Origin of the sequence: Idiomarina rhizosphaerae (assembly GCF_024159085.1) — a bacterium.
In the GTDB taxonomy this organism is placed as follows: Bacteria; Pseudomonadota; Gammaproteobacteria; order Enterobacterales; family Alteromonadaceae; genus Idiomarina; species Idiomarina rhizosphaerae.
The window spans coordinates 1-18,349 of the sequence record NZ_JAMZDE010000003.1 but is presented as its reverse complement, the minus strand read 5'-3'; the positions used below and the strand labels follow the sequence as shown (position 1 = coordinate 18,349).

19 protein-coding genes are annotated in these 18,349 nt (G+C 47.2%); 18 read left to right on the top strand and 1 reads right to left on the bottom strand.

Annotated elements, in window-relative coordinates; genetic code table 11:
- The first annotated feature begins 5 nt into the window (after nucleotides 1-5).
- The 14 genes from fliH to glnB all read left to right on the top strand — a co-directional run bounded on the left by fliH (nucleotide 6) and on the right by glnB (nucleotide 12,005).
- Nucleotides 6-755, top strand: a complete 750-nt coding sequence (fliH, locus tag NJR55_RS02550) for a flagellar assembly protein FliH (RefSeq protein ID WP_153850284.1) — start codon at nucleotides 6-8, stop codon at nucleotides 753-755.
- Between the two features lie 3 nt (nucleotides 756-758).
- The gene (fliI, locus tag NJR55_RS02545; protein WP_253617573.1) at nucleotides 759-2,108 is read left to right on the top strand and encodes a flagellar protein export ATPase FliI; all 1,350 of its coding nucleotides are present in this window, start codon (nucleotides 759-761) and stop codon (nucleotides 2,106-2,108) included.
- 3 nt (nucleotides 2,109-2,111) lie between these two features.
- Nucleotides 2,112-2,555 carry a flagellar export protein FliJ gene (gene fliJ, locus NJR55_RS02540; protein ID WP_253617572.1) on the top strand — a complete coding sequence of 148 codons (444 nt, stop codon included), beginning with the start codon at nucleotides 2,112-2,114 and terminating at the stop codon, nucleotides 2,553-2,555.
- A 124-nt stretch (nucleotides 2,556-2,679) separates the two neighbouring features.
- Entirely contained in the window at nucleotides 2,680-4,440 is a 1,761-nt protein-coding gene (locus NJR55_RS02535) for a flagellar hook-length control protein FliK (RefSeq protein WP_253617571.1), read from the top strand.
- Nucleotides 4,441-4,508: 68 nt separating this feature from the next.
- Nucleotides 4,509-5,051 carry a flagellar basal body-associated protein FliL gene (gene fliL / locus NJR55_RS02530; protein ID WP_253617570.1) on the top strand — a complete coding sequence of 181 codons (543 nt, stop codon included), beginning with the start codon at nucleotides 4,509-4,511 and terminating at the stop codon, nucleotides 5,049-5,051.
- A gap of 16 nt (nucleotides 5,052-5,067) precedes the next feature.
- Complete coding sequence (gene fliM, locus NJR55_RS02525; RefSeq protein ID WP_016341320.1) at nucleotides 5,068-6,132, top strand: flagellar motor switch protein FliM; 1,065 nt, start codon at nucleotides 5,068-5,070, stop codon at nucleotides 6,130-6,132.
- A gap of 31 nt (nucleotides 6,133-6,163) precedes the next feature.
- The gene (gene fliN, locus NJR55_RS02520) at nucleotides 6,164-6,619 is read left to right on the top strand and encodes a flagellar motor switch protein FliN (protein WP_253617569.1); all 456 of its coding nucleotides are present in this window, start codon (nucleotides 6,164-6,166) and stop codon (nucleotides 6,617-6,619) included.
- Nucleotides 6,594-6,944, top strand: coding sequence for a flagellar biosynthetic protein FliO (gene fliO, locus NJR55_RS02515; RefSeq protein WP_227016386.1), 351 nt, complete (start codon nucleotides 6,594-6,596; stop codon nucleotides 6,942-6,944). The genes fliN and fliO overlap by 26 nt, the downstream gene beginning before the upstream one ends.
- A complete protein-coding gene (gene fliP / locus NJR55_RS02510) occupies nucleotides 6,941-7,687 on the top strand; it encodes a flagellar type III secretion system pore protein FliP (RefSeq protein WP_011234441.1) in 747 nt (248 codons plus the stop codon). The genes fliO and fliP overlap by 4 nt, the downstream gene beginning before the upstream one ends.
- A gap of 8 nt (nucleotides 7,688-7,695) precedes the next feature.
- Entirely contained in the window at nucleotides 7,696-7,965 is a 270-nt protein-coding gene (gene fliQ / locus NJR55_RS02505; RefSeq protein WP_253617568.1) for a flagellar biosynthesis protein FliQ, read from the top strand.
- A complete protein-coding gene (gene fliR, locus NJR55_RS02500) occupies nucleotides 7,965-8,750 on the top strand; it encodes a flagellar biosynthetic protein FliR (protein ID WP_253617567.1) in 786 nt (261 codons plus the stop codon). Before fliQ ends, fliR begins: the two co-directional genes overlap by 1 nt.
- 30 nt (nucleotides 8,751-8,780) lie before the next feature.
- The gene (gene flhB / locus NJR55_RS02495) at nucleotides 8,781-9,908 is read left to right on the top strand and encodes a flagellar biosynthesis protein FlhB (protein ID WP_253617566.1); all 1,128 of its coding nucleotides are present in this window, start codon (nucleotides 8,781-8,783) and stop codon (nucleotides 9,906-9,908) included.
- A gap of 115 nt (nucleotides 9,909-10,023) precedes the next feature.
- Entirely contained in the window at nucleotides 10,024-11,655 is a 1,632-nt protein-coding gene (locus tag NJR55_RS02490) for an NAD+ synthase (RefSeq protein ID WP_253617565.1), read from the top strand.
- Nucleotides 11,656-11,666: 11 nt separating this feature from the next.
- Nucleotides 11,667-12,005 carry a nitrogen regulatory protein P-II gene (gene glnB / locus NJR55_RS02485; protein WP_011234436.1) on the top strand — a complete coding sequence of 113 codons (339 nt, stop codon included), beginning with the start codon at nucleotides 11,667-11,669 and terminating at the stop codon, nucleotides 12,003-12,005.
- A 26-nt stretch (nucleotides 12,006-12,031) separates the two neighbouring features.
- Here glnB and NJR55_RS02480 read toward each other — a convergent pair whose 3' ends face one another.
- A complete protein-coding gene (locus NJR55_RS02480; RefSeq protein WP_253617564.1) occupies nucleotides 12,032-12,802 on the bottom strand; it encodes an outer membrane protein assembly factor BamD in 771 nt (256 codons plus the stop codon).
- Nucleotides 12,803-12,913: 111 nt separating this feature from the next.
- On the opposite strand from NJR55_RS02480, the gene rluD reads away from it, so the two are divergent.
- The 4 genes from rluD (at nucleotide 12,914) to pssA (ending at nucleotide 18,135) form a co-directional block, all read left to right on the top strand.
- Nucleotides 12,914-13,882 (top strand): 23S rRNA pseudouridine(1911/1915/1917) synthase RluD, encoded by a 969-nt coding sequence (gene rluD, locus NJR55_RS02475; protein ID WP_253617562.1) that lies wholly within the window; start codon nucleotides 12,914-12,916, stop codon nucleotides 13,880-13,882.
- Nucleotides 13,860-14,573: a peptidoglycan editing factor PgeF gene (gene pgeF / locus NJR55_RS02470; RefSeq protein ID WP_253617560.1), complete on the top strand. Its 714-nt coding sequence runs from the start codon at nucleotides 13,860-13,862 to the stop codon at nucleotides 14,571-14,573. The genes rluD and pgeF overlap by 23 nt, the downstream gene beginning before the upstream one ends.
- Before the next feature lie 72 nt (nucleotides 14,574-14,645).
- Nucleotides 14,646-17,219, top strand: a complete 2,574-nt coding sequence (clpB, locus tag NJR55_RS02465) for an ATP-dependent chaperone ClpB (RefSeq protein ID WP_253617558.1) — start codon at nucleotides 14,646-14,648, stop codon at nucleotides 17,217-17,219.
- Nucleotides 17,220-17,307: 88 nt separating this feature from the next.
- Nucleotides 17,308-18,135, top strand: a complete 828-nt coding sequence (pssA, locus tag NJR55_RS02460; RefSeq protein WP_253617556.1) for a CDP-diacylglycerol--serine O-phosphatidyltransferase — start codon at nucleotides 17,308-17,310, stop codon at nucleotides 18,133-18,135.
- Nucleotides 18,136-18,349: the final 214 nt, after the last annotated feature.

Below are 18,349 nucleotides of genomic sequence, written 5' to 3'. Positions count from 1 at the left end.
GCATAATGACGGACGATAAAGACGCAACCCAGCTTTGGGATTTACCTGACATGACTTCGGAAGAGCTTAAGCAGGGCTCTCAGGTAAATGCGTTAAATAAACCCCGGCGCTGGCAATATGAGCCGCCGGAAGCGGACAATGAACAGGAAGAAGAGCTTAAGCCTCTGACCGCAGAACAATTGGAAGAAATTCGTCAGGCCGCACGCGAAGAAGGCCATAAAGAAGGTTTTGACGAAGGTCGCAATGAAGGTCTTAAGAAAGGCTACGACGAAGGTTACGAGGCAGGAAAAAAAGACGGTTTTGAGGCCGGTGAACAGCAAGGTGTTGAAGCTGGTAAAGAGGCCATGCAGGAGCAACAGCAGCAGTTAAGAGTTTTGCTGCAGAGTTTGTCGCACCCGAATGAACGTATTACCGAAGCCGTTCAGGACGAGCTGATTGATATGGTCACTGAGCTGACTCGGGTCATCTGTCTGGATGTCGCTGCTAATTCGAAAGAACTCATCGTCAAAGCTGTGCGCGAAGCTATTGCGGTATTACCGGTTACTGATCAGCGGGTCATTATTCATCTGAATGAAGAAGACTTAGCTATTTTGCAAAGCACATTCAGCGAAGATGAGCTGAAAGAAAAAGGCTGGCTGCTAAATAAAGACGATTTACTGGAACGCGGCGGTTGCCGGGTTACTACAGAAAGCTCCACGATAGATTACACCCTGACCAGCCGTATGGAAGATGTGTTCTCCAAATTAAAAGGTTAACCCATGAGCGTTTCTGAGCAGTTAGTGAAACAACTACGCAAAAAACGTGAGCGTATACAAAAGCCCTCAGTGGCTGTGTCGGGCTATCTTACCCGCGTCGTTGGTTTAATGTTTGAGGCTGTTGGCTGCCGGGCTCCAGTGGGTTCAAGCGTAGCGGTTGAGGCTGACAGTGGTGACATTGAAGCCGAAGTGGTGGGTTTTGAAGGCAACATCAGTTACTTAATGCCCACCGAAGACGCTCATGGCGTTATCCCCGGAGCCAGAGTACGTCCGCTAAACCGCAAAAACCAACTACCGCTGGGTATGGAGCTGCTGGGGCGTGTTATTGATGCCCGTGGTGAACCTCTTGATGATAAAGGTCCTATTTTCTCTGACGGTAAAACATACCGTAGCAAGCCGATGAACCCACTGAACCGACGTCAGGTGAAGCAGCCGCTGGATGTTGGCGTAACGGCTATTAATGCCTGCTTAACCGTGGGGCAGGGGCAGCGAATGGGGCTGTTTGCCGGTAGTGGTGTAGGTAAAAGTGTGCTTTTAGGCATGATGACTCGCGGTACCACTGCGGATGTCATCGTTGTTGGCCTGATAGGCGAACGTGGCCGCGAAGTAAAAGAATTTATAGAAGAAATTCTCGGTGAAGAAGGCCGTGAAAAAGCGGTTGTAATCGCGGCGCCTGCCGACCAGTCTCCACTTATTCGTTTACGAGGTTGTGAAACGGCCTCTCAGGTTGCTGAATACTTTCGTGACCAGGGTCTGAATGTGTTGCTGTTAATGGATTCATTGACTCGTTACGCCATGGCGCAGCGGGAGATAGCGCTGGCCGTTGGCGAGCCACCGGCAACCAAAGGTTATCCGCCTTCTGTTTTCGCTAAGTTACCAGCATTGGTCGAGAGAGCAGGGAATGGTGGCGACGGACAAGGTTCTGTGACCGCGTTTTATACGGTTCTGACCGAGGGCGACGATTTGCAGGATCCTATTGCGGACTCCGCGAGAGCCATACTGGACGGACATATTGTACTGAACCGGGAGCTGGCCGACAGTGGCCATTATCCGGCGATTGATATTGAAGCTTCTATTAGCCGGGTTATGCCACAGGTTGTTTCAGAAGAGCATATGCAACAGGCGATTAAAGTTAGACAGTGGTACTCAAGTTACCGTCGCAATCGCGACTTGATTTCGATTGGCGCATACACCCGCGGAAGTGATCCGGCAATTGATCAGGCTATTGCAATGCAGCCGCGAGTAAGTATGTTTTTGCAACAGAAAATGCGGGAAGTTGTGAACTATGATGAAAGCTTGTTGCTGCTTAATCAGCTAGTCAATCCGAAGCAAAAACAGTCAGCGGGCATGTAATTTATGGCTGAGTTGGCACAGTTGAAAATGTTGCTGGAGCTGGAACAACGGCGTGAAGATAAAGCCGCTCAGGATTTCTCTCAGGTGCAGCAACAGGTTCAGGAGCAACAGATGCGCCTGGATGGCATGTCAAAATATCGACTCGACTACTTAAATCAGTTACAGCATCGTGGTCAAAGCGGGATTGCCTCAATTCAGGTAGGGCAGTATCACGCGTTTGTCGGTAAGTTAGATGAAGGTGTTGAACAGTTGCATCACGATATTATTAAGTTGCAGCAAGTGTTACAACAGCGCAAAGATCGTTGGCTGGCGCAGCGTCGCAAGCGCGAGTCGATAGACTTTTTAATAAAAGAAAAGCGCAAGCGTGAGCAAATAGCAGAAGCCAGAAAAGAACAGAATAATCTGGACGATTTTAGCAGTCAGCGTTTTATTCGCGCCAGAAAATAGTTGGAACGAAATTTGCTTAGATACTTACTAGATATTGTTTGCTCAGCTATTGAAAATAGCGCAAGCGCATTGCGAAGTATTGTTAAGCAAGGCGTCAATAAGCACTTAATTCAGGAATAAAACTATGCAACAGCTGCTTAATTTAACCGAGTCTGCCGACAACTTTGCCCGTGTTGGTAAAGGTAACGACCTATCATTAAAGAGCGCCGATGGCGATAGCGGTGAGTTCTCGCGGCTGATGCTACAGCAAAATAGTGGCGATAAAGAGCTGCAACAACTGGCCGCCAAAATTGAAGCTTACCAGAAAGCCGGTAATGACGGTGAGGTTGAGGGCAAAGACATTGAACGCAAAAATGTTGGCGAGCCGGTAACCCGAAATTTATGGGAACTGTTGCAGCAAATGAAGCAGGAAAGTGCCGAGGTTAGCTCTGAAGGCGAAACCGTGGTTAGTGACGAGATTGATCTTGCTGCGGGCGATGGCGAACTAAAAATGACAGATGAGCAACTGGCGGAAATGCTGGAAGCTTTAATGGCTAAGCTGGATTCTGCCGGTGAAGGCGAGGGCGATGCCGTTATGACCGATGCCGAGCGGCAGAAGTTTGCCGATGAGCTGCTGGCCGGCATGACTGATAGTGATAAACAGGCACTGCAGGCAAAGCTGCAACAACTGATCCAGGCCGCAGAGCAGGGCGAAGGTACTGAAAGCGCCGTTGAGGATGCCGGTAAGTTCATAGTTAATTTGCTTGAACCGCTGTTACCCAAAGCCGATGCTGATAAGTTATTAGTAGGTAATGAAAAAGCGTTAACTCAGGCTCTGAATGAAGCCGCAGAGCGTGTACTGGCTCAATTGTCTGAACCTCAGGACAAAAATTCAGGTAAGCCGCAAAATGCTGAAGAATTAACAAATTTGCTTAAGCAACTGGAGCAGCAGGTTTCTGCGCAACAAGCGAAAGGTGAAAGTAGTGAGTTGAGTTTAGCGGAGCAAAAGAAACTGCAGCAGTTTACTGCCGAGTTGCGCAAAATTTTAGCCAGTCAAAATGGTGGTGGAGATAAATCTCAGGCTTTGACTCAGGAACAGTCGGCTAAAGCGGAGCAGTTATTGGCTGAAGTAAGGCAATTATTAAAAGGTCGTACAGGACTGAGTGAAAAGTCGGTAGAGGGTAAGGCGCCAGAGTCGGTTATTACAGCAACAGATGTCAAAGCAGGTAAAGAAAAATCTGGTTCTGGCGATATTGGTGTTAAAAGCGATGATGGCAAGCAAACGACTAAAGCCGCTTCTGTGAATACAGCTGGTGAAGCAGAAACAAAGGTAGCTGATGCGGTTCCGCAGGGACAAGTCTTTCGGAATAACACCGATGCTTTAGTTGACGCCAGTGCGGCCCGGGCAATTCAGGGGCAAATGGTGTCAACCGCGCAGGGAACTGTAGCTGCGAATGAATCCAGTCAGGCTAATACTTTGCAGGCACTGCAACGGCCGTTAGATTTGCAGCAAACTGAAGCGTCGCAAAAACTGCAGGAACGCATCAATATTATGATGAGCAGGAATATCCAGCGTGCGGATATCCGTCTGGATCCGCCGGAACTGGGTAGTGTTCACATTCGCGTTAACATGAGCGGTGAGCAGGCGTCAGTGCAGTTTCAGGCTCAGACACAACAGGCTCGTGATGCATTAGAGACGACCATGCCACGATTACGCGAAATGCTGGAACAGCAAGGCATCAATTTAGCTGATACCCAGGTTGGAGAGCAAAGCAAAGAAGGCGGGCGCACCGCTGGCGGCCAAGCCGGAGGAGCTCATGATGCGGAAGACTGGGCTGTTGAGGGTGAAATAGCTTTAGAAGAAGGCCGCGTGCTTGCCGACGGACAAGTCGATTTCTATGTCTGAAACGGTATATCTAAAGCGGCTATCAAGCTATAGTAACTGTCGGTGGACGGTAATACAGGAAATTGAGCATGGCAGAAGATAAAGACAACAACGATACGGAACAAACTGAAGAGCAGGCCGGTGGTAAGAAGAAAAAACTGATTATCTTCGGTGGTATCGGTATTGTTTTAATCATTACCGTAGTCTTGGTGTTGTGGCTATTCGGTGGCTCGTCTGAGGGTGAATCAGCTGCTGCCGCAAATGATATGAGCAGCGCAGCGGCACCGTCATCATCGCCACGTCCGGAAATTGGCAATGCACTTTATGTTGGTATGCCCCGGCCTTTCGTTTTCATTGTCCCGGGTGACTCACGTGAGCGAACAGTACAAATTAAAGCGCAGTTAATGGTGCGTGGCGAAGAGAGTGAAGAACTGGCGAAAAAACATATTCCGTTAATTGAAGGCACGCTGCATGAGGTGTTTTCCTCTACCACGGCTGACAGGTTAAAAACAGCCGAGGGTAAAGGACAATTACGTGAACTGGCTTTGACTGAAGTTCGTTCTGCGCTTGAAGAAGTAACCGGGAAACCGGTTGTTGAACAGGTTTTATTTACCAGCTTGGTAATGCAATAAGTGAGCTATTATGGCTGTGAGTGACTTACTATCTCAAGACGAAATTGACGCGCTTTTACATGGTGTTGATGACGTTGAAGAAGAGGACACAGAGAAAGAATCCGCCTCTGCGGATGCGCTCGACTATGACTTTTCGTCGCAAGATAGGATTGTTCGTGGGCGTATGCCAACGCTGGAAATTGTTAATGAGCGTTTTGCCCGTCATATGCGGGTCAGCTTATTCAACATGATGCGGCGCACAGCAGAAGTGTCTATTAACGGTGTCCAGATGATTAAATTTGGTGAGTACGTGCATACATTGTTCGTACCAACCAGTTTAAACATGGTGCGTTTTCGTCCGCTTAAGGGAACGGCATTGATTACTATGGAGGCGCGTTTAGTCTTCATTCTGGTCGACAACTTTTTCGGTGGCGATGGGCGCTATCATGCAAAAATTGAAGGCCGTGAATTTACGCCGACCGAGCGCCGCATTATTCAAATGTTGCTGAAGCTGGTATTTGAAGATTACAAAGAAGCCTGGGCTCCGGTCATGGACGTGGGTTTTGAGTATTTAGATTCCGAAGTTAACCCGGCCATGGCGAACATTGTTAGCCCAACCGAAGTTATCGTTATTAGTTCGTTTCATATTGAGTTAGATGGTGGCGGTGGGGACTTTCACATAGCTCTGCCTTACTCCATGCTGGAGCCCATTCGCGAGTTGCTGGATGCGGGTGTGCAGTCGGATAAAGAAGACACCGACATGCGCTGGAGTAAAGCTCTGCGCGACGAGATCATGGATGTTCCGGTGGAAATGATTGCCAAACTGGCGCAAACCGAAATGTCGTTACGCGAAGTGATGGACTTGCGCGAAGGTGATGTTATTCCGCTTGAGTTGCCAGACGACTTAACCGTGCTAATTGAAGATTTACCGACTTTCCATGCGAAAATGGGGCGTTCAAGAGACAATGTCGCTTTGAAAATTTCAGAGAAAATTAAACGCCCTGAAACCGTGAAGTCGGATATTCATATGTTGACTCGTGGAGGCCGCCGAATTGGTGGTGATGCCGAGTTACAACAGTTAGAAGAAGATATTGATTTATAATAATTGCTGCTTGAGAAAGTGAGGTTGCAACATGAGTAACGATGATAAAGATATGGATGACTGGGAAGCAGCAATGGCTGAACAGGAAGCTGCGGAAGATGAAGAAAGTGGCGAATCAGAAGCCGGTGGAGGCAAAGGGAAATCGTCCAGCCACTCTGGTATGGATAACGTGCAGACCGCTGAACTCGAAGAACTGAGTGAAGATAAGCCGGTAACTGAAGAAGAAAAACGCAAGCTTGATGCCATTCTCGATATTCCGGTTACCATTTCTATGGAAGTGGGTCGTAGCCAAATTAGCATTCGTAATTTGCTGCAATTGAATCAGGGCTCTGTGGTGGAACTGGAACGTGTTGCCGGTGAACCACTGGATGTACTGGTTAACGGCACTTTGATAGCACACGGCGAGGTGGTTGTTGTTAATGATAAATTCGGGATACGCTTAACCGATGTTATTAGTCAGATTGAACGTATTCGTAAGCTTCGCTAGTTTGGTGCTGTTGCCCTCTGCTGCCAAGGCGGAAGAGAAAGCCGGCATTATTTCAGGCAATGACATAGGCGCCATGGTTTTGGCGCTTTTTGCCGTTTTAGCGGTGATTGTGGTTTTGGCCTCGCTGCTAAAACGTTTTAACCTCAAGTTTCAGGGCGCATCTGGTCTGAAAGTACTGAGTAGCGTGTCTTTAGGGCCCAAAGAGCGGCTGGTCATTGTTGACGTTGGGGGGCAGAAATTGTTACTTGGTGTCACTCAGCAACGCATAGAATGCCTGAAAGAGCTGCCAGGCGATATCAACCTGGAAGGAAAACAAGAACAATGAACCGCTGGTTGCTGCTTTGTATTTTAGCCGTTTTGTGTTTGCTGCCTGAGCAGGCTTTCGCCTGGCAGGATCTTACTGCGGTTACGGTAAAAACAAACCCCGATGGTAGTGAAGAGTACTCTGTAACGCTGCAAATTCTGGCGATAATGACGGCGCTGACCTTCATTCCCGCTATGGTCATTATGATGACCTCCTTTACCCGAATTATCATCGTTTTAGCTATTCTGCGTCAGGCTATTGGTCTGCAACAGTCGCCTTCTAATCAGGTGTTACTGGGCATTGCGCTGTTTTTAAGCTTTTTCATCATGACGCCGGTTTTAAACGAAATAAATGACAAAGCGTTACAACCGTACTTAAATGAAGAGATACAGTCGATGGAGGCGGTCGACAGAGCAAAAGCGCCGATAAAAGCCTTTATGCTGGCGCAAACACGCTTAACCGATTTAGAAACCTTTGTCGAAATATCTGGAACCGAGGGTGTGCAAGAGCCGGAGGACGTGCCTATGTCGGTGCTTATTCCGTCCTTTATAACTTCCGAGCTCAAAACCGCCTTTCAAATAGGCTTCATGCTGTTTATTCCGTTTTTGATTATTGATTTGGTGGTCGCCAGCGTTCTCATGGCCATGGGTATGATGATGCTGTCGCCCATGATTGTATCGCTGCCGTTTAAACTCATGTTGTTTGTGCTGGTTGATGGCTGGAGTTTAACCATGAGTACCCTGGCCGGAAGTTTCGGGGTTTAGGAGGCAATATGTCACCGGAAATGTTTCTCGACATTTTTCAGGAAGCCCTTAAGGTTATCGTAATTATGGTGGCTTTTATTATCGTTCCCGGGCTTTTAGTGGGTCTGGTCGTTGCCGTTTTCCAGGCGGCCACCTCTATCAATGAACAGACCCTAAGTTTTTTGCCTCGCTTATTAATCACTCTTGCCGTTATTGGTCTTGGTGGACACTTTCTGACTGAAACCGTAATGGATTTTACTATCGAGATGTTTAACCGGATACCTGAAGTGGTCGGCTAATGGATCTGGTGACTTCGGTTCTGATTGAGTGGTTGGAACAACACCTGTGGCCACTAACACGGGTGTCTTCGATGATAATGAGCATGGCGCTATTTTCCGGTACCATAGTCAACTCCCGTGTCAAAATTTTTCTCTCCCTTGCCATTATTATGGCCGTTTCACCTGCTTTGCCCGAGATTAACGCCGGCGTTGAAATGATGTCAGTCGGCGGTTTTTTGGTCACGGCTCAGCAAGTCGTTATTGGTGTCGCTTTAGGTTTGCTCTCCATTTTATTTCTGCAAACTTTTGTTCTGGGTGGCCAAATTATTGCCATGCAAATAGGTTTGGGTTTCGCTTCTATGGTTGACCCCACCAACGGCCAGCAAGTGCCGGTTATTGCGCAGTTCTTTTTAATGTTAGCCAGTCTGGTTTTTCTCGCGTTTGACGGTCATTTATTAATGATTCATATGGTTGTTGCCAGTTTTGACGCAATACCTGTGGGTATGACAGGGTTAGATGCCGACGCTTTATTTGCGGTTGCGGAGTGGGGCGTTTATATGTTCTCGGCGGCCTTAACCGCAATGCTTTCTGGTGTCATTGCTTTGCTGTTAATTAACTTAAGTTTTGGCGTTATGACCCGGGCGGCTCCACAGCTGAATATTTTTGCCATTGGTTTTCCTATTACCATGGTCAGTGGACTAGTGGTCGTGTGGCTGACCATGGGGGGCTTTATTTTCCACTTCGAAAACCAATGGGCGCGGGTTGTACAAACCATGTGTGAAATATTGGGTAGTCAATGTGCTTAAACAGACTTTCTCTGACAAAGGGCAATAAGCATGGCTGAGACTGATCAGGAACGTACAGAAGACCCCACGGAGCGACGAAAACAGCAGGCCCGCGAAAAAGGCCAAATTGCTCGCTCCAAGGAAATGGGAACCGCCTTTGTGTTGGTGAGTGCTGCGGTTTCTTTTTTCTGGTTCGGCGGCGCGCTGTACCAGGGGGTACGTAACGTTTTTGAAATTATGTTTACTATCGACCGTCAGCAGGCCTTTGATACTACTAAACTATATGAAGCCTTTGCCATTGCGTTTGGCGAAATTCTCTGGCCAATACTGACCATTTTTGCCTTTATTGTTGTGTTTACCTTTTTAGGAAATAGTTGGTTGGGTGGCATTAATTTTTCCGCTCAGGCTATGGCGCCCAAATTTAACCGAATGAATCCGCTTAATGGATTTAAGCGAATGTTTGGTGTTCAGGCCTTAGTGGAGCTTTTAAAAGCCATTGCTAAATTTATGGTGGTGGCCGTTTCTGCGTATTTTCTGCTTAAGTGGCAATTTGTCGACATTCTGCAAATGTCCATGGGGCAAATGCCAACCATGATTGAAAACGCGCTGGATACCTTGCTATGGATGTTTTTGCTGCTGTGTTGCTCCATGTTTCTTATTGTCGTTATTGATGCTCCCTTCCAGGTATGGAAACACAATAAAGACTTAAAAATGAGTAAGCAGGAAGTTAAAGACGAACATAAAGACACTGAAGGTAGCCCGGAAGTTAAAGGCCGTATCCGTCGCTTGCAAATGGAAATGGCAAACCGCCGAATGATGCAGGAAGTGCCTAAGGCCGACGTTGTTGTAACTAACCCTACCCACTATGCTGTCGCTTTAAAATATGACGACGGCGGCGTACAGGCTCCGGTTCTTCTTGCAAAAGGAACCGATGAAACTGCTGCAAAAATTCGTGAAATTGCTTTGGAATATGAAATTCCACTGGTTGCTTCGCCGGGGCTTGCTCGCTCAATTTATCACACCACTGAGCTGGAAAAAGAAATTCCGAAAGGGCTGTTCGTGGCCGTGGCACAGATTCTTGCCTACGTATATCAATTGCGAATGTTTAAGAAAGGGCAGGCAAAACGTCCGAAAAAACCACCTATGGATAAAGATATTCCGGACGATTTACGTTACTAACCAGCCTGATTACAACGTCATTCGACTTGCATAATTTGCGCGTTAAGACGGGCTGCTATATCATTCGCCACCATTCGTGCCGATATCGGCAGTGGCAAATTTGGACTAAGCAGTTATGGCTAAACTTTCTTTGTGCCTGGCACAGCTGGACTTTACAGTTGGTGCCATTCACAACAACACCGCCCTAATTTTAAAGACGCTGCGTGAGCAGGGCGAGCAACATGATATTATTGTGTTCCCTGAGCTGGCTATTACCGGTTATCCGCCGGAAGACTTATTATTCCGCGATGACCTACATCAGGCAGTGGATAATGCGGTAGAACAAATCAGTGCAGCGGCTTCAGATTGTGTGGTTATTGTCGGCCATCCGCAAGCCGTTGGCGGAGAGTTGTTCAACGCTATGTCCGTGCTACACCGGGGAGAATGCCTGCACCGCTACTTTAAACAGCGCCTGCCCAATTACGGTGTTTTTGATGAACAACGTTACTTTATTCCTGGCCATCAGAGCCAGGTGTTTGAATGGCAGGGCGTGCGCATTGGTTTACAAATTTGTGAAGACTTGTGGCACCCGCAACCATTACAACAATTACTGGACGACGACATTGATCTGGTGCTTTCAATTAATGCTTCCCCGTACGAGTTAAACAAACACGAACAACGTTTAGGTGTGTTGAAACAGCGTGTGGCAGAAGCCGGTAAACCCATTTTGTATTTGAATAATTGTGGTGCACAGGATGAGCTGGTGTTTGATGGTCATTCTTTGGTTTTAGATGCAGAAGGTGAGTTGGTTGCGGAATTACCGCATTGTGAAATGACGACGGCAACCGTAACATACGAAGACAAGCGTATCAGTTGTGCCGGTTTTGAGGCGCAGGCTGAACAAAATGATCTGGCTCACGTATACGACGCTTTGGTACTGGCGGTGCGAGATTATGTGACCAAGAATGGCTTTTCCGGTGTTGCTTTAGGTTTGTCCGGTGGTATTGATTCGGCATTAACTTTGGCAATAGCAAGTGACGCTCTGGGAGCCGATAAGGTTCACGCGGTTATGATGCCGTTCCGCTATACTTCAGATATGAGCCTGGAAGATGCAGAGAAACAAGCTGATACCTTAGGTGTTCGCTACGACGTGGTACCAATTGAACCCATGTTTAATGAGTTTATGACCCAGTTGGGACCGTTATTCGGAGAGACTGAAACCGATACCACCGAAGAAAATCTGCAGTCTCGCTGCCGAGGCGTATTGCTTATGGCTTTATCGAATAAAACCGGCTCGCTGGTGTTGGCTACTGGCAACAAAAGCGAAATGGCGGTGGGTTATGCGACTTTATATGGTGATATGTGCGGCGGTTTTGCGCCTATTAAAGACATTCCTAAATTGCTGGTTTATCAATTGGCTGAGTTTCGCAATACTCGGGGTGCCTGCATACCTCAAAGGGTTATAGACAGACCGCCTTCTGCTGAACTCGCACCCGATCAAGTGGATTCCGATTCCCTGCCAGACTATAGCGATTTAGATCGCATTCTGGCATTGTATGTAGAGAGAGACTGGTCGGTAACCGATATTATCGCGGCCGGATTTGCAGAGGAAGACGTGCGCCGGGTGGTTCGCCTGGTTGATCTAAATGAATATAAGCGTCGCCAATCTGCTGTCGGGCCTAAAGTGACACCTCGTAACTTTGGTAAAGATCGTCGTTACCCTATTACCAGTCACTATCGCCATGAATTACAGCGACAAGGTCAATAGGACAAATACTGATGAAAAAAGTTGAAGCCATTATTAAGCCGTTTAAGTTGGACGATGTGCGCGAAGCGCTGTCTGAAGTCGGCATTGCCGGTATGACCGTGTCAGAGGTAAAAGGCTTTGGTCGTCAGAAAGGCCATACCGAACTTTATCGTGGCGCGGAGTACATGGTCGATTTTCTACCAAAAGTAAAACTGGAAGTTGTGGTTGCGGATAGCGAAGTTGAGCGTTGTATTGAAGCGATTATGGAAACCGCTCAAACCGGGAAAATTGGTGATGGGAAAATTTTTATCACCGAAATTGAACGTGTTATTCGTATTCGTACAGGCGAGGAAAACGAAGACGCGGTATAAGCTACCGCGTCATTTTTTGTAAGAACCTAGCGGGCTGAGACTAACTGATTCTCAGGAAAGTTTGCTCTCAGCACCTTCATTGCGTCTTCACGTAGTTCAGGCAGCTCCAGTTGATCATAACTTTCTACCATTATAGCTAAGGCATTTTCGACTTCCGGTGTGTCTGAAAAATGCTCTAATACATACCGACCACGGTTAGCTGCGGCTAAGTAAGCCTGACGTTCCATGTAATATTGGGCAATAGCCAGTTCTTTTTTAGCCAAACGACTTTTCAATGCAATTAAACGTTTTTTCGCATCTGCTGCATATTCGCTTTTAGGGTACTTGCGAACCAGTTCAGCAAAGTCTTTAAACGCCGCCTCGGCCATAGACGAGTCACGGTCAGAGCGGTCAACACCAGCCAGATTATGTATGGCGTTGTGCTCAGCACGCTGATTAACCAACCCGCGCATATAGAGTGCGTAATCGACATCTTTATGATTTGGGTTCAGGCTGATGAAGCGATCGATTGCGGCTAAGGCTTCGTCTGTATTATCGAGTTTGTAATGCAGATAAATAAGGTCTAGCTGAATTTGATGAGCAAAAGGACCAAAAGGGTAACGCTTGTTCAGGCTGGACAATTGTTCCTGCGCCAAATTCAAATTACCATTTGCCATACTCTCCTGAGCCTGCTCATACATGGCTTCGACTTGTGTTTTTGCAACTTGTTCTTCTTCCGACTGGCTTGAACAACCCGCTAACATTAATCCCAGAACCGATGATAAAACGAGGCTTCGGCTTAACTTATTACTAAACATATTATGAAGGATTCCCTTTATTTTTTTGGCGCTGCACCGGCAAACCGTTACACTAGCATATTCTTGCATTCTAACGCAGCCGTAAAGGCTTTGACAGTCGAAACCCAATATATGAACAAAAGCATTGAATTAGAAGCCATTGTTACCGAGTCTCTGGCTGGAAAAAGATTAGACCAGGCACTTGCAGAGTTGTTCCCTGACTACTCAAGGTCACGTTTAAAAAACTGGATAACTGATGGAAAAGTGAGCGTTGACACCAAAGTCATCGAAAAACCGCGAGAAAAAGTGGTTGCCGGTGCTTTAGTTGCTGTGGACGCAGAAATTGAAGGCGAAGAGCGGCACAAAGCACAGCCGGTGGAACTGGATATCGTTTATGAAGATGACGATATTTTGGTCATTAACAAGCCTGCTGGCTTAGTTGTCCACCCCGGTGCAGGAGCGCCTGACAGAACCTTGCTGAATGGTTTATTACATTACGATCCGCAGCTCGATTTAGTGCCGCGGGCGGGCATTATTCACCGCCTGGATAAAGACACAACCGGTCTGATGGTTGTTGCGCGTAATGTGCCTGCACAGACGCAGTTAGTATCAATGATGCAGGATCGCGACATTACTCGTGAATATGAAGCGGTTTGTAATGGTGTGATGACAGCCGGCGGTATGGTTGAGCAGCCTATCGGTCGTCATCCGACAAAACGTACGCATATGGCGGTGGTACAGTCGGGGAAACCGGCAGTGACGCATTATCGAGTGGTAGATCGCTACCGTGCGCATACATTACTTCGTCTGCGTTTAGAGTCCGGCCGAACTCACCAGATTCGCGTGCATATGGCGCATATTCGTCATCCCTTAGTCGGTGACTTAACTTATGGTGGTCGCCCGCGTCCGCCGAAACAGGCTGAGGATCGTCTATTGCAAACGTTGCGAGGGTTTAATCGCCAGGCGCTGCATGCGGCATCATTGGGCTTACATCATCCAATTACCGGCGACTGGTTGGAATTTAATGTTCCACGGCCAACCGATTTTCAATATTTAATTGAAGAACTGCGTGTTGATCATGAACGTTTCAAGTCAGCATGACGGCATTATAGTTCCTGACTGGGAGCTGCCGCCGAATGTTCATGCTGCAGTGACCGCCAGAGCTTTTGGAAATCTGGCCGTACACGTCGGAGACGACCCTGCTGCGGTTCTTTTGCGTCGCCGACAATTGCAGCGGTCACTCAAATTGCCGGCCGCGATTACCTGGTTGCAGCAACAACATACTAATAGGGTTTTGCGCTGGCCTTTTAAGTCCGCTGTTGGTGATGCAGCATACAGTGACCGACCTCAGAGTGTTTGTGCGGTTTTAACGGCAGACTGTCTGCCTATTCTTTGTTGTTCGGACGACGGAAAGGAAATTGCAGCGGTACACGCCGGCTGGCGTGGTTTAGCCGACGGAGTATTACAAAATGCGTTGGCAAGTTTTAAAACGCCAGCGGCTAACATTCGCATTTGGATAGGACCGTCTATCGGCGCTTCGGCTTTTGAAGTGGGAGATGACGTACGAGATGCTTTCGTTGCACGTCATTCATCTAATGCAGAATATTTTCTTTTTCACTCCGGTAAATGGCTAGCCGATTTAGCTTCAATAGCCGCCGCCGAATGTTTGCGCGCGGGAGTAAAAAATATTACCAAAAGCGACGAATGCACCGTCGGCAATAACACAAACTGGTACTCGTGGCGTAAAGAAAAAGCAGCAGCAAGATTTGCGTCAATTATTTGGCGAAATTAATTTTAATCACTTGAAAATGCGCAAAAAGTACCCACATTTAACTTAACGAAAGAATTAAGTGAGGAAGTACCAATGCGACACGATAAATTTACCAGTAAGTTTCAGATGGCAATTGCTGATGCTCAGTCAATTGCTCTGGGACGTGATCATCAATTCATAGAACCCGTCCATTTAATGCAGGCGCTGTTGGATCAAAACGGCGGCTCAGTTCGGCCTTTATTTACTATGCTGGGCGTGGACATCCCCCAGTTCAGAGCTAATTTGTCAAAAGCTCTGGATGCGTTACCTCAGGTTGAGGGTACCGGCGGTGACGTTCAGTTATCGCAGAACACAGCTCAGTTGCTGAATTTATGTGATAAATACGCGCAGAAAAGAAATGATTCTTATATCTCGTCTGAACTGTTTTTGCTGGCTGCGGCAGAAGACAAAGGCAAGCTAGGTGATATTTTCCGCCAGCAGGGCATAAAACGTGATGCGCTGGAAAAAGCCATTAATGATATTCGCGATGGCGAAAAAGTGGATGACCCTAATGCCGAAGATAAACGCCAGGCACTGGACAAGTACACCATTGATTTAACCGAACGTGCGGAGCAGGGCAAGCTGGATCCTGTTATTGGCCGCGATGAAGAAATTCGCCGAACTATTCAGGTATTGCAGCGCCGTACTAAAAACAACCCGGTACTTATTGGTGACCCCGGTGTCGGTAAAACCGCCATTGTTGAAGGGTTAGCTCAGCGTATTGTTAACGGCGAAGTGCCTGAGGGTTTAAAGCATAAACGAGTATTGTCTCTGGATTTAGGGGCTTTATTAGCGGGGGCGAAATTCCGCGGTGAGTTTGAGGAGAGACTCAAAGCCGTATTGACCGAGCTTTCTAAAGAAGAAGGCCGCATCATTTTGTTTATTGATGAGATGCATACCATGGTCGGTGCCGGCAAGGCCGATGGCGCAATGGATGCCGGTAATATGCTTAAGCCGGCTCTGGCTCGTGGCGAACTGCACTGTGTCGGCGCCACTACACTGGATGAATATCGTCAGTATATTGAAAAAGATGCGGCACTTGAACGACGCTTCCAGAAAGTTCTGGTGGAAGAGCCAAATGTGGAAGACACCATTGCTATTTTGCGTGGTTTGAAAGAGCGATACGAACTGCACCATTCGGTAGAAATTACCGATCCGGCTATTGTGGCCGCGGCGTCTTTATCGCATAGATATATCAGTGATCGTAAACTGCCGGATAAAGCCATCGACTTAATTGACGAGGCAGCATCAAGTATTCGTATGCAAATTGACTCTAAGCCAGAGGATCTGGACCGTCTGGAGCGTCGAATTATTCAGTTAAAACTTGAACGTCAGGCGTTGCAGAAAGAAAAGGATGATGCCAGCAAAAAACGCTTGGAAATTCTGCACGACGAGCTGGATGAGCAAGAACGTAAATATGAAGAACTGGAAGAAGTCTGGAATACTGAGAAAGCTGCAGTACAAGGCACCCAGCATATTAAGGCGCAGTTAGAACAAGCTCGCACGGATATGGATATTGCCCGCCGCGCCGGCGACTTAAACCGGATGTCAGAACTTCAGTATGGCCGTATTCCTGAGCTGGAGCGACAGCTGGATTTAGCGTTGCAAGCCGAAATGCAGGATATGAGCTTGCTGAAAAACCGTGTTACTGAAGAAGAAATTGCTGATGTGCTGTCACGGTGGACAGGTATTCCGGTTAATAGAATGCTGGAAGGCGAACGTGAAAAGCTGCTACAGATGGAAGAGCAGATCCACAGCCGGGTCGTTGGACAAAATGAGGCAGTCGATGCGGTCTCAAATGCTATTCGACGTTCACGTGCGGGACTTGGTGATCCGAATCGTCCTATTGGCTCATTCTTATTCCTGGGTCCAACCGGTGTGGGTAAAACTGAGCTCTCTAAAGCTTTGGCGAACTTCATGTTCGATACCGACAATGCCATGGTGCGTATTGATATGTCAGAGTTTATGGAGAAGCATTCGGTTGCCCGTCTGGTCGGTGCGCCTCCTGGCTATGTTGGCTACGAAGAAGGCGGTTACTTAACCGAAGCTGTGCGGCGTAAACCGTATTCGGTGATTTTGCTTGATGAAATTGAGAAGGCTCACCCCGATGTCTTTAATATCTTATTACAGGTATTGGATGATGGCCGTTTAACTGATGGTCAGGGACGTACGGTCGATTTCAAAAATACCGTTATTATTATGACCTCTAACCTGGGGTCTGATTTAATTCAGGAGCATGCCAAAGAGCATACTTATGAGCAGATGAAGGCCGAGGTAATGGAAGTGCTGGCGCATCATTTTCGTCCTGAGTTTATTAACCGTGTGGATGAAACCGTTGTTTTCCATCCTCTTGGGGAAAGTGAAATTCGATCTATTGCTCAGTTCCAGTTACAGCTTCTTTATAAACGCCTGGAAGACAAAGACTATCAGTTAGAATTGGATGATAAGGCTTTATCTCATCTGGCAAGAACGGGATTCGATCCTGTTTTCGGAGCGCGACCTCTGAAACGTGCAATTCAGCATGAGCTGGAGAATCCTTTAGCGCAAAAAATCTTGTCAGGGGAACTTGAGCCTGCTAAACCGATCAAAGTAAGTGTTGAAAATGAGCGGTTAGTGATCACGCAATAGCCACACAGGGCTTCGGGCATTTCCTGTTCGAAGCCCTAATGTGATAACCTGACTACTTTCTATTTAGTGACTAAAGAGTGTTTTATACATGAGTAATGACAGCTCAAATACCAATGGTAAGAGCCGCGGTATCTATTTACTGCCAAACTTGTTTACGACTGCAGGCTTGTTTTCAGGCTTTTATGCCATAGTCGCGTCAATGAACGATCGCTTTATTGAAGCGGCAGTCGCAATTTTTATTGCAATGGTTTTTGATGGGCTGGACGGCCGGGTTGCAAGAATGACCAATACCGAAAGTGACTTCGGCGCTGAATTCGACAGTATGGCCGATATCGTCTCCTTTGGTATGGCACCTGCCTTGGTTATGTATAACTATGCCTTGGCTGATCTCGGAAAAATAGGTTGGTTAGCAGCCTTTATTTTTGTGGCCGGTGGCGCATTACGACTGGCGCGGTTTAATACTAACCTCGGCTCCTCCGATAAAAACTTCTTTCAGGGTCTGGCAATACCCAGCGCGGCGGCTATTGTTGCCGGTTTAGTTTGGGTGGGTGCTGAGTATGGTGTTGAAGGTAGTGATATGGGTGGCTTTGCTGCTGTTATTACTATTTGTGCTGGCCTACTAATGGTCACGAATTTCCGTTACCACTCTTTTAAAGACGTTGACTGGAAGGGCAAAGTTTCATTCCTTGTTATTCTGGTTATTGTTTTGGTTTTCGTTATTGTTGCAACGCAACCATCTTTAGTGTTGTTCTCAATATTCTTCTTATATGCCTTATCGGGTCCGGTATTAACTATCAAGAATGTGAAAAAATTGAAGTTAGGTCACGTTGTTGGTGACGATGACGAAGATGACGCCGACTTTAATGACAATAAAGAGACTAAAAAAGAAGCAGATAAAGCTGAGAAAGAAGATTAAATTAGCAAATTGGTGAAGTTCTGAGCAAACAATCAAAAAGGTTCTAAAAAGATCTTGCAAGGCTCAGGGAGATCACTATAATTCGCCGCCGTTGTCATGAGTTATCCGCACGGAATTCTGACAACGGCGTTTTGTTTTAACCGGGCTGAAAAAGCTGAAAAAAATGGGTTGACGAAACGAGAGGGACGTGTAGAATACGCCTCCCTGCTTCGAA

Coding starts and splice junctions, on each gene's coding strand:
- NJR55_RS02480 (WP_253617564.1), bottom strand. CDS start 12,802: ATGTTTAGTAATAAGTTAAGCCGAAGCCTCGTTTTATCATCGGTTCTG.
- fliP (WP_011234441.1), top strand. CDS start 6,941: ATGAACCGCTGGTTGCTGCTTTGTATTTTAGCCGTTTTGTGTTTGCTG.
- fliJ (WP_253617572.1), top strand. CDS start 2,112: ATGGCTGAGTTGGCACAGTTGAAAATGTTGCTGGAGCTGGAACAACGG.
- NJR55_RS02490 (WP_253617565.1), top strand. CDS start 10,024: ATGGCTAAACTTTCTTTGTGCCTGGCACAGCTGGACTTTACAGTTGGT.
- clpB (WP_253617558.1), top strand. CDS start 14,646: ATGCGACACGATAAATTTACCAGTAAGTTTCAGATGGCAATTGCTGAT.
- flhB (WP_253617566.1), top strand. CDS start 8,781: ATGGCTGAGACTGATCAGGAACGTACAGAAGACCCCACGGAGCGACGA.
- NJR55_RS02535 (WP_253617571.1), top strand. CDS start 2,680: ATGCAACAGCTGCTTAATTTAACCGAGTCTGCCGACAACTTTGCCCGT.
- pssA (WP_253617556.1), top strand. CDS start 17,308: ATGAGTAATGACAGCTCAAATACCAATGGTAAGAGCCGCGGTATCTAT.
- fliI (WP_253617573.1), top strand. CDS start 759: ATGAGCGTTTCTGAGCAGTTAGTGAAACAACTACGCAAAAAACGTGAG.
- fliR (WP_253617567.1), top strand. CDS start 7,965: ATGGATCTGGTGACTTCGGTTCTGATTGAGTGGTTGGAACAACACCTG.
- fliH (WP_153850284.1), top strand. CDS start 6: ATGACGGACGATAAAGACGCAACCCAGCTTTGGGATTTACCTGACATG.
- fliN (WP_253617569.1), top strand. CDS start 6,164: ATGAGTAACGATGATAAAGATATGGATGACTGGGAAGCAGCAATGGCT.
- pgeF (WP_253617560.1), top strand. CDS start 13,860: ATGAACGTTTCAAGTCAGCATGACGGCATTATAGTTCCTGACTGGGAG.
- rluD (WP_253617562.1), top strand. CDS start 12,914: ATGAACAAAAGCATTGAATTAGAAGCCATTGTTACCGAGTCTCTGGCT.
- glnB (WP_011234436.1), top strand. CDS start 11,667: ATGAAAAAAGTTGAAGCCATTATTAAGCCGTTTAAGTTGGACGATGTG.
- fliQ (WP_253617568.1), top strand. CDS start 7,696: ATGTCACCGGAAATGTTTCTCGACATTTTTCAGGAAGCCCTTAAGGTT.
- fliL (WP_253617570.1), top strand. CDS start 4,509: ATGGCAGAAGATAAAGACAACAACGATACGGAACAAACTGAAGAGCAG.